This window comes from Acinetobacter sp. YH12135 (assembly GCF_013418565.1).
Lineage (GTDB): Bacteria > Pseudomonadota > Gammaproteobacteria > Pseudomonadales > Moraxellaceae > Acinetobacter > Acinetobacter towneri.
This window is the reverse complement of sequence record NZ_VPBU01000037.1, coordinates 1-9,259: the sequence shown is the minus strand read 5'-3', so window position 1 is coordinate 9,259 and position 9,259 is coordinate 1. Positions and strand designations below refer to the sequence as shown.

Here is a 9,259-nt window from a genome sequence, read left to right as displayed (position 1 = left end):
TAAACATCATTCGATTGCTGGTTTTTTAGCAGGCGTATTTTCTTCACTATGTGCGTATCAACTTTGCCAAAAGAATAAGCCTAAAATTCATGTGATTAAATCTTTGGCTTATCCGTAACTGGGGTTAGATTAGTATTTAATCTGCAAATTCCAAACTTTCTAAAAGATTAACGATATTTACCAAATACTTTCCATGTTTGGTTATCTGCCAAAGGGTCTTGATAACTGTCACTACGCTGCTTACGTGGCTTATCTCGGGCATCGACCAGTTCAAAATATGGTTCGACACTTAATACAATACCATTCACATAAAAACGGGTGCGCGTGTAGTCACTTTGCCCATGCTGAAACACATAAGTACGCAAATCAATAAACTCACGATGTGCCACCAGTGCTGCATTGTCATCACTGTCTAACCAACGCTGCATGAGCTGAATTTCCTGCGGTTCAAATTGCCCACATTTTTCGATCAGGCTGGCAATCCCCCGAAAAGTTTTCGATTCTTTGGCGCGGGTTTTATTCACTCGAATCCGATCGACATGAAAATAAAATAAGGGCAAGTTCAAATGACTGGGTAAATGCACCGCATCAATGACTGCATCTTGCATAAAAGGCTGAAATAAATCCTGTGCACGTTCAATCAACCCTGTCCATTGTTTATAGTATTCTGCTACTTCTGCGCGTGTTCCATAATAAATCGGCAAGCCTTCAACATGGGCAAGTTGCACGGGTGGCCAAATATTTTGACGTAATAAAGCAATGTCGCTTTTTAAACTTTGTACCGCAATCGCATCTTGCATCAGCCACTCCAATTTTGCTTAGGCTATTTTTAGCTTAAGGCAAAGGTTTTGTTTCTGCAAGGCTTTGCCTATAATGAAACATTCAGATTTTTAGCTTAGGAAAAATTCATGGTTCAAAAGATTGAAGCAACCGATGTAACCGAAGAAGAAGCATTAAATGCGGCTTTTTTTGAACGTGCCGATGAATTTATTAAACAGGCCAATGGCTTCTGTCATTTTGAAAAAGGCTCCACAGTAAAACCTGCCGAAATTCGTGGTCAGGTGAGTGCTGCCATGTTATTTGCTACTGCACGTTTTAATACTTGGGTGGCAGCCAATAATTTTAAAGATGGCAATGAAATGCGCGATGCCAAAGACCAAGTTATGTCATATATCTTGCAGCAATTTCAAATGATGCTTGAAGATAACTATGATGAATATTGCGAACAGTTTGAAAACTATTTGCGCTTCCGTCACAACGAAGAATTTCATACCCATAAACATGATCACGACCACTCGCACGATCATTAATTTTGCATATAAACAAAGCCCTACGGGGCTTTTTTATTGCGGCTAATTTTCAAACTTGTAGATTTCGATAAATAACCCTTCCCTTTTGTAACATGATGGCTTTGAATAGTGAAATAATAGCGTCATAAAAACAGGATCATTATGCAGAATCTAGGATTTGCACTCATTGATGCACATATTCATCAGTGGGATCCGTATAACACGCCACACAGCGCACGACTTGCTGTTAAGCTTTTGGGCAAGCATCCCAATTTGCTAGATAAAACCATCCGCCTGATAAAACCGAAAACACTCATTGAAACTTTGGGACGCACCGAGCACGTCACATCGCCCTATTTACCTGAGCATTATGCCCGCGACTTAGGTTTTTATACGGCTGAAAAAGTTGTGCATATTGAAGCCAATTGGCACAACCATAAAGGCAAAGGTGTAGTTGGTGAAACCGAATTTATAGAAAGTCTGGATTTTAAAAATAATGGTTTGGCTTTGGGCGCGATTGTCGCCACTGCAGACCCGCGCGATTCTAATTTTAAGAAAATTCTCAAATTACATCACAAAGCCTCTCCAAACTTCCGTGGAATTCGTAAAATGGCAGCCGTGCATGAAGATCACGGGATTTTCTCTTGGGCAGACGAACCACATTTATATCGGAACAAAAAGTTTCTAAAAGGTTTTGAAGCTTTAGCGCAATATAATTTAAGTTTTGATGCATGGACGTATTCGACCCAATTGGGCGATGTCTTGGCGCTGGCTAAACAATTTCCAGAAACTTCTATTGTACTTGACCATTTGGGCACACCTGCAGGGTTGTTCGGGCAAGTTGGCACACATACAGGCGTGACCAAAACAGCACGGGAAAACATTCTGTTTCGTTGGCAAGAAGATATTGCCGAGTTGGCACACTGTCCAAATGTTTACAGCAAAATTTCAGGGTTATTTATGCCTGTTTTAGGACATCAATTTCACTTGCAAAAACGTGAAGCCTCAAAACAGGAAATTATAGATTTAACTGCACCACTGATTCAGCATGCCTTACAAAGCTTTGGAATATATCGGTTGATGTTTGCTTCCAATTTTCCAATGGATCGAGTGAGCACGTCTTTGGTCAATTTAATTGATGCGACTAGTGATATTGTTGCGGCCTATCATCCAAATGCTTTGCAGCAAGTGTTTCATCATAATGCCAAACAGTTTTATCGTTTATAAAGCTTTAGCCAATTGAGCATAGATAGCAAACTTGAAGACAAAAAACGCATCGAAATGGATGCGTTTTTTGTATCTGCTCAAAATTAAATTGAATCTTTATTTAGACTGCGGCTTTAACGGCAGCACCTCAACATTGGCTTGACCATATTGATCGGCGGCTACTTCAAGCAAATGTTCTAAGCGTAAATATTTCTGAATCACAGCATCTACATCGGCTTTGCTGAGTTTTGCTAACGCTTGATCACGTCGCTCACGGTAACGTAAATCACGACCTTGTTCTAATTGCGGTACCAACATACGGTGGATACTGCGTTCATCTTCTAAGGCAGTCACACGTTTTTTCAAAATATCGGCTTTTGCAGCTTCAACTTCTTGCAAGCTGACACCATCACGGCGCAAATCCTGCAACACTTTATGCACCGCCTGTGACACTTGAGTCGACTTGCCTGCACTGTATTGCGCAGAAATACTGAGTGCACCCGATTGTTCAAATTCACTTAAACTCAAACCACTACTAAAACCATAAACCAATGCATTTTTTTCACGTAGTTCTTGCGCCAAACGTGAAGACAATTGCGATTCGCCCAAAATATAACTCAGTACCATCATGGCAGGTGTGTCAGGATGATTCACGCCCAAAGGTAAGGTCAATAGACTTTGATAACTGCCAAATTCACGCTGTTCTGCTAATACATGCAACTTTTTCGCAGGATATGCCGTATAGGCTGAATCTAAGCGTTGATATGCTTCCGTATTACGCGATTGTCCTAAACGCTGAACTAAAGTTTTTTTGATTTGTTTCGGATCAAACTCACCTGTAATGGCAATATGTGCATGATTCATAGCAAAAAATTGACGATATAACTGCTGCACCTGTGCTTGGGTTGCAGCTTGCAGTTGTTGCTTCGCAAATTCAGGCTCGAAGTGATAGCGTAAATCGCCTTGCGGGTAAATTTCAATTAAACGCACCATAGTCAAAGCTGCTACAGTTTCAGGCTCGGTATAAGGTCGTTCTAAACTGGATAAACTTTGAGAACGAATTAAATCAAACTGACTTTGCTCAAAACTCGGGTTTTGCATGACATCTAAAACAAAGTTAAAAAACGCATTAAACTTTTCTTTTTTCGCCACAATTTGAATATGAATTGCGTTGCCATCGGCTTGGGCAAATGCTGAACCACCTGCAGCAATTGACTGATCGGCAATGTCTTGCAAGCTATGCTCTTGAGATGCACGCAGCAGCAAATACGCGGTTAAATCCAGAATTTCGCCCTGCTTAAATAAAGATTGTGCCGTACCAAAATTCACCGAAATGGTCGCATAGGTTTTATCATCACGCGTTGCAGTTGGAAATAATGCATATTCGGCACCATTTTTTAAGCTGCCACGCTGAATCTTTTTTTCATTTTTAATCAAAGCTTGTTTAGATTTTTGCACATAGTCTGTCACTTCTTGCTGATAACTTTGCACATCTTTCAAAGGTGCAACAGGTGCATCTTGCTGATCTAAAGTTTTTGCTACATTTGGATTATTTTTTGCTGTGAGTGCCTGTTTTTGATCTTCAGGAGTGGGTTGAATATCCCCTATTATGCGATGTTCTGCAGTAAAAAATTGTTTTAAACGCTGATTCAGTTCATCTGCATTTAACTGTTGAATATTGTTTAAATCACGCCAATATTGTGTCCAATCACCTTGATACGCCACAGCATAATCACTCAAGCGACCACCCAAAGCCACCGCATCATTCATCACACTGTCTGCCTGATTTTGAATCAAGTTTTTCACACGTTGTAACTCGGCATCATCAAAGTTTTTTGCCTGCTCGATACTTTGATTCAAGCCAGCTTGTAATTGCTTGGCATCATGATTCGGTGCATACAAAGCCCCCATCAGCACCAAATTAAAATCTTGATCTAACCAAGTGCTGGACTGCACCATGGTACTTTTGCCTGTTTCTACCAGTGCTTGATACAAATGCCCACTCGGTTGCAACGTATGTAAATAAGGTGACAGCGCCAAAGCGGTTTTGATCTTTTCGTCATTGCCATTTAAATACAGATTAAATTTGGCCAGTTGACTGCCCTTTTGTACCACAAAATTTCGTTGCTGAATTTTGTTACTGTCTAATCGTGGCACCTGTACCTGTTTGGGAATTTGCCGTGCAGCAATTGGACTAAAATGCTGATCAATTTGTTTTAACACCGCTGCCTGATCAAACTTGCCTGTCATCACCAAAATAGCATTATTGGGCGCGTACCATGTGCGGTAAAATTGATTTAACTCCTGCATTTTAATGGATTGCAGTTCGTTTAAATCGCCAATGGGTAAGCGTCCGAAATACTGATTACCATAGGCTGATTTCCACACCTGATCTAACAAGACTGAAAACGGTTGATCCATCCGCACTTCACGTTCACGCTTTACAATCGCAATTTCGGCAGGCACATATTTTTCCTGCATGACCAATTTATCCATGCGTTCCGCTTCAAGATAAATCATCTCATTGACGGCGCGAGTTTCAGGACGAATGATGTTGGTGTATTTAGTGGAGTAATAGTCGGTGCTGGCATTGTGCATTAAACTATATTGATCTAAACGGCGCTGAAACTCCTCGGCAGGTACGTTTTCTGTACCTTTAAATGCCAAATGTTCCAACAAGTGTGCCAAACCACCTTTGCCTTGTGGATCATTCAATGAACCCGTTAAATACACCATATTCATAAAGACTTTATTTTCTTTCTGATTGGGTGCCAAAATGACTTTTAAGCCATTATCAAGTTGATATTCTTGTATTTCTTGCTTAGATTTTACTAAAACTGGCTGCGCGAAAATCACGCCATTGAATGCCAGTACACATAAAGATAAAGTGAGGGTTTTAAAACGTAGCAACTTCTTTTTCCCGATTGATTTCATTCTATTTTTGATTTGCCATCGAAAATGGCAATTTTCAACTTGAGCTTAACAGCATACCAAGCTGCGATTAAATCAACCGTAAAAATTTGCAAAATATATGATTTAAACCAAGCAAAACTTGCAAACTACTCTCATCTCAGCTTTTTTCCTATAAAGAAAGATGAAAACTTAATATGACAAAAATAAAGCAATGATCAATCGTAAATTTGACTATGCATTTGATCATTTTTAAAGGATGAAAGAAATCTAATGCAGGACATAGTTTAAATCATGATTTCGCCCTGCAAATATAGCTGTGCATAACCTGAAATTTCGATACGACCATTAGGCAACATCTTGCAATACAGTATGCCACCTCGGGCTGAAGCCTGATAAGCCACAAGTTCAGTTTGCTGCAATTTTTCTGCCCAAAGTGGTGCAATTGCAGTATGAATTGAGCCTGTAACAGGGTCTTCTGCAATGCCCATAGCGGGTGCGAAATAACGCGACACACAGTCATACTGTGCATTTTTAGAAGCAGTAATCGCAACATCATCACTCGACTGTGCTGTGATAGCTGTACGCAATTGTCCCAATTGTTTTAATAATTCAAGATTCGGCTGTTCATCTAGCACATCTTGTACCGATTCATACTCCACAATATAAGCTTGCGCATTGATATAGACATTTTTAAATGGTTTAGTCAAAGCTTGGCGTAAAATATCGGGATAATCTTCAACTTTCTGGGCAGCGCGTATCGGGAAATTCATGCAAATTTTGCCATCTTGCTGTTGCTGAACTGTAAAAATCCCCAAATTTTTCACATGAAATTGAATTGTATTTGCCTCTGTATAATCCTTAAATAAAACAAAGCTGCTGGCAAGTGTGGCATGTCCGCAAAAATCGACTTCTGTTATGGGGGTAAACCAGCGGATTTCAAAGTTTTCTGCATCTATCATTTTGACAAAAGCGGTTTCGGACAGATTATTTTCCAATGCGATATTTTGCATTAAATCATCAGCTAACCATGTTTTACTCACAAGCACGGCGGCGGGATTGCCTTTAAACAATTCATGGCTGAAAGCATCAACTTGGTAAATTTTCATGATTAAATGGTTTGTCCTAAAAATAATGACGGCTACCTAATATGAATAGGCTTTAAACATAAATGCTAAAAATATGTCATATTTATAAAATATTAGAGCTGAGGTTAGCGTGAACTTGCTAGTAAATATGGATAAGGATTCACAGCCCCATGCCCGCGTAGATAAATGCCATAATGCAAATGTGGCGGCGTGTTTTGGGCATTGCCTGACGTGCCAACAAAACCAGTAACTTCACCAGCTTCAACCCAGTCTCCCACATGAATATGTTCGGCATAATCATCAAGGTGTGCATAATAATGTTGGCTTAATGCAGGCCCAGTAATCCAAATGACTTTTCCACCTAAGCGGTCTAAACCAATTTTATGCACAACGCCATCTGTCGCCGCAATGACGGCTGTACCACGCACCGCAAAAATATCAGTCCCCTGATGCTTTCGCCCTTCACTGCGTGCTGCCCCCCAAGTATCTTGTATTTGAGCAAAATTTACACCTTTCACTGGAATTTGTAGTGGAGTCACTGCGAATTCAGTTTGTTGCAATTTCCAGTATAAATACGGGGTTTGAATTCCTGCAGACTTGCCAGACACGGGTGGCTGACATGCACTAAGCAAAGCCAGCATTGAAAAGCTAAAGAAGAGTATAAAGCACCAATGACCTTGTTGCATAACATCCTAATTTATATTCATACACGTTTATCTTAATTTTATGCATTATAGATGCCTAGTCTGTTTCTGTAGTTTAATGCACACACACAAAAATAATTGTCTTTAAGCAATACTTTCCCCTATTCTTATCGCATAATAGACCCATCTTAAACACACTGTATTTGCGATTTAATTGGAAATCGCCCGTTTTTCCTTTTAAATACTCTCAATTTTCCCAATTTGTTGAATTTAAAGAAGCACTTCTTATGAAAATCGTCATCTTAAATAAACCATATGACGTTCTCTCTCAATTCCGTGAAGATGAAAAACATCTCACCATGTCGGCTTTTGTAGATGATCCAGACTTACGTTTAGCTGGGCGTTTAGATATGGATTCGGAAGGCTTGGTGTTCTTGACTGATCATGGCGGCTTGAATCAGTTTATTACCAATCCAGCCAATAAAAAATACAAAACCTATTTGGTTCAAGTCGATGGTGATGTCACTGAAGATGCCTTAGCACAATTGCGTAAAGGCGTAGAACTGAAAGATGGAATAACTTTACCTGCGCAAGCGTATAAAGTCGATGAGCCTGAATGGTTGTGGGAGCGTGATCCTCCTGTACGTTTCCGTGCTTCTGTACCTACTTCGTGGATTGAAATTTCAATTTGTGAAGGTCGCAACCGCCAAGTGCGTCGTATGACGGCTGCGGTTGGTTTTCCAACTTTGCGTTTAATCCGCACCAAAATTGGTTCAATTGATTTGGTGCAGTTGGGTTTACAGCCTGGTGAAACCAAAGAAATTGAACCGTTGTTATATCCTGATTTTAAAGATGTGCCTGCCGCTGAACCGTATCGCTCACGTTCATATGTGAAAAAACCAGGTGGTACGGGTGGCAAGCCAACCCATCAAAAGAAAAATAAAGATGGTACGCCTAAGAAAAAATCAGGTACGCCACGTATTTGGCAAATGGAAGAAAGTGAAAAGCCACGTCGTAAGACCAATGGTACCACACGTCCTAATACCAAAAGCCGTGGACGTCGGGCGCGTTAAATAAAAAGGAATAAGCTCACTCATTATAGTGGGCTTATTCCATTATTTTAAAGGAGTTCAGACTCTAGTATTTGAATATACTTTGGTAAATCCTGCTCTATAAGTTCACGAAACTTTTCAGTCAGAATTTTTCTTAATTTTTCTGTATCCCCACTTTCTATAAAATCACCAATATCATTTTCAGACAAAATTAATTTCTGAAATGACTGATGCCATTTAGGCTGTAAATTCTTGTCAACACGATTAAAAAAACTTTTGTGTTTGCGGTATATTTCAAAAAGCCTTTCACGAACTTCTTGTTCACCTGCTCCAATTTTTAAATCAAAATTAACAACATGATTTCTTATATTGAACTCATACAAATAAATAGTATTATTTTCTAAATTTCCATCCTTTGGAAACAGACCTTTATCCTTTAATTTCTCAATATTTTTATGCAAAAATATTGGTTGAAAGCGGACATAAGTTTTATTACTGTTATAAGGTAACAATAACTTCTCTTGCTCGATAAGTTCACGTAAAATATTACCAATTTCACTTGTATCATTTGGCGTACTATATTTAAAAACTAAATCGAAAGCAGACTTATATCTCTTATAGAGTTTTTTTGCGATATCTTCAATTTCTTTATTTTCATTCAACATAGATTTTAACGTCTGTAAATATTGCTCAAGAACAAATTTGGTTTTTTCAGCCAAATTAGCTGATTGTTTTAGGATTTTTTGTTCAATCAGCTTACTAATATGACCATAATTTAACTGAACATAATGTTTTGAATCCTGATCATTAATATTTTGATCTTCCAAAGACAAATAAATATAAATCTTATGTTTATAATCAGGATAACTTGTTTCAATAATATTTCTATATTTTCTAAGCTGACCTTTTCCTTCTCCAGAGTATATTTTATTTTCAATCATCATAAGTTGACAAAAATAACTAATCATGCGAAAAAGTTTTTTTAGTTAACAGATGCTCACACATGCCTCGAATTGTTTCTGTACCACTTAGTTTAGAACAGCGAGAACGACTCATTTTTCTGGCCAAGC

At 38.9% G+C, this 9,259-nt stretch carries 8 protein-coding genes and 2 pseudogenes; 5 read left to right on the top strand and 5 right to left on the bottom strand.

Features of this window, described 5'->3' with window-relative positions:
• Positions 1-118: pseudogene (locus FTU70_RS13845) on the top strand (IS982 family transposase); the annotation flags it as partial.
• 49 nt (positions 119-167) lie between these two features.
• Here FTU70_RS13845 and FTU70_RS13840 read toward each other — a convergent pair.
• Positions 168-800: a hypothetical protein gene (locus FTU70_RS13840; RefSeq protein ID WP_167846097.1), complete on the bottom strand. Its 633-nt coding sequence runs from the start codon at positions 798-800 to the stop codon at positions 168-170.
• Between the two features lie 108 nt (positions 801-908).
• Here FTU70_RS13840 and FTU70_RS13835 point away from each other — a divergent pair, with 108 nt between their 5' ends.
• Together FTU70_RS13835 and FTU70_RS13830 are read left to right on the top strand one after the other, a co-directional pair.
• Positions 909-1,310: a DUF3144 domain-containing protein gene (locus FTU70_RS13835; protein WP_004973007.1), complete on the top strand. Its 402-nt coding sequence runs from the start codon at positions 909-911 to the stop codon at positions 1,308-1,310.
• 141 nt (positions 1,311-1,451) lie between these two features.
• Complete coding sequence (locus FTU70_RS13830; RefSeq protein WP_096901876.1) at positions 1,452-2,516, top strand: amidohydrolase; 1,065 nt, start codon at positions 1,452-1,454, stop codon at positions 2,514-2,516.
• Between the two features lie 96 nt (positions 2,517-2,612).
• Here FTU70_RS13830 and FTU70_RS13825 read toward each other — a convergent pair whose 3' ends face one another.
• The 3 genes from FTU70_RS13825 to FTU70_RS13815 all read right to left on the bottom strand — a co-directional run bounded on the left by FTU70_RS13825 (position 2,613) and on the right by FTU70_RS13815 (position 7,179).
• A complete protein-coding gene (locus FTU70_RS13825) occupies positions 2,613-5,429 on the bottom strand; it encodes a pitrilysin family protein (RefSeq protein ID WP_180060772.1) in 2,817 nt (938 codons plus the stop codon).
• A gap of 263 nt (positions 5,430-5,692) precedes the next feature.
• The gene (locus FTU70_RS13820; RefSeq protein ID WP_004973001.1) at positions 5,693-6,514 is read right to left on the bottom strand and encodes a PhzF family phenazine biosynthesis protein; all 822 of its coding nucleotides are present in this window, start codon (positions 6,512-6,514) and stop codon (positions 5,693-5,695) included.
• Between the two features lie 104 nt (positions 6,515-6,618).
• A complete protein-coding gene (locus FTU70_RS13815; RefSeq protein ID WP_180060771.1) occupies positions 6,619-7,179 on the bottom strand; it encodes a M23 family metallopeptidase in 561 nt (186 codons plus the stop codon).
• Positions 7,180-7,424: 245 nt separating this feature from the next.
• On the opposite strand from FTU70_RS13815, the gene FTU70_RS13810 reads away from it, so the two are divergent.
• On the top strand, positions 7,425-8,210 hold the full coding sequence (locus FTU70_RS13810; RefSeq protein ID WP_180051838.1) for an rRNA large subunit pseudouridine synthase E: 786 nt from the start codon (positions 7,425-7,427) through the stop codon (positions 8,208-8,210).
• Positions 8,211-8,257: 47 nt separating this feature from the next.
• On the opposite strand, the gene FTU70_RS13805 is transcribed toward FTU70_RS13810, so the two are convergent.
• Entirely contained in the window at positions 8,258-9,133 is an 876-nt protein-coding gene (locus FTU70_RS13805; RefSeq protein ID WP_257221689.1) for a PD-(D/E)XK nuclease family protein, read from the bottom strand.
• A gap of 59 nt (positions 9,134-9,192) precedes the next feature.
• Here FTU70_RS13805 and FTU70_RS14440 point away from each other — a divergent pair.
• Positions 9,193-9,259, top strand: a pseudogene (locus FTU70_RS14440) (helix-turn-helix domain-containing protein); the annotation flags it as partial.

What these genes read in the sequence shown, in the direction of transcription:
- FTU70_RS13840 (WP_167846097.1), bottom strand. Translation starts at nt 800, where the DNA reads ATGCAAGATGCGATTGCGGTACAAAGTTTAAAAAGCGACATTGCTTTA.
- FTU70_RS13835 (WP_004973007.1), top strand. Translation starts at nt 909, where the DNA reads ATGGTTCAAAAGATTGAAGCAACCGATGTAACCGAAGAAGAAGCATTA.
- FTU70_RS13830 (WP_096901876.1), top strand. Translation starts at nt 1,452, where the DNA reads ATGCAGAATCTAGGATTTGCACTCATTGATGCACATATTCATCAGTGG.
- FTU70_RS13825 (WP_180060772.1), bottom strand. Translation starts at nt 5,429, where the DNA reads ATGAAATCAATCGGGAAAAAGAAGTTGCTACGTTTTAAAACCCTCACT.
- FTU70_RS13820 (WP_004973001.1), bottom strand. Translation starts at nt 6,514, where the DNA reads ATGAAAATTTACCAAGTTGATGCTTTCAGCCATGAATTGTTTAAAGGC.
- FTU70_RS13815 (WP_180060771.1), bottom strand. Translation starts at nt 7,179, where the DNA reads ATGCAACAAGGTCATTGGTGCTTTATACTCTTCTTTAGCTTTTCAATG.
- FTU70_RS13810 (WP_180051838.1), top strand. Translation starts at nt 7,425, where the DNA reads ATGAAAATCGTCATCTTAAATAAACCATATGACGTTCTCTCTCAATTC.
- FTU70_RS13805 (WP_257221689.1), bottom strand. Translation starts at nt 9,133, where the DNA reads ATGATGATTGAAAATAAAATATACTCTGGAGAAGGAAAAGGTCAGCTT.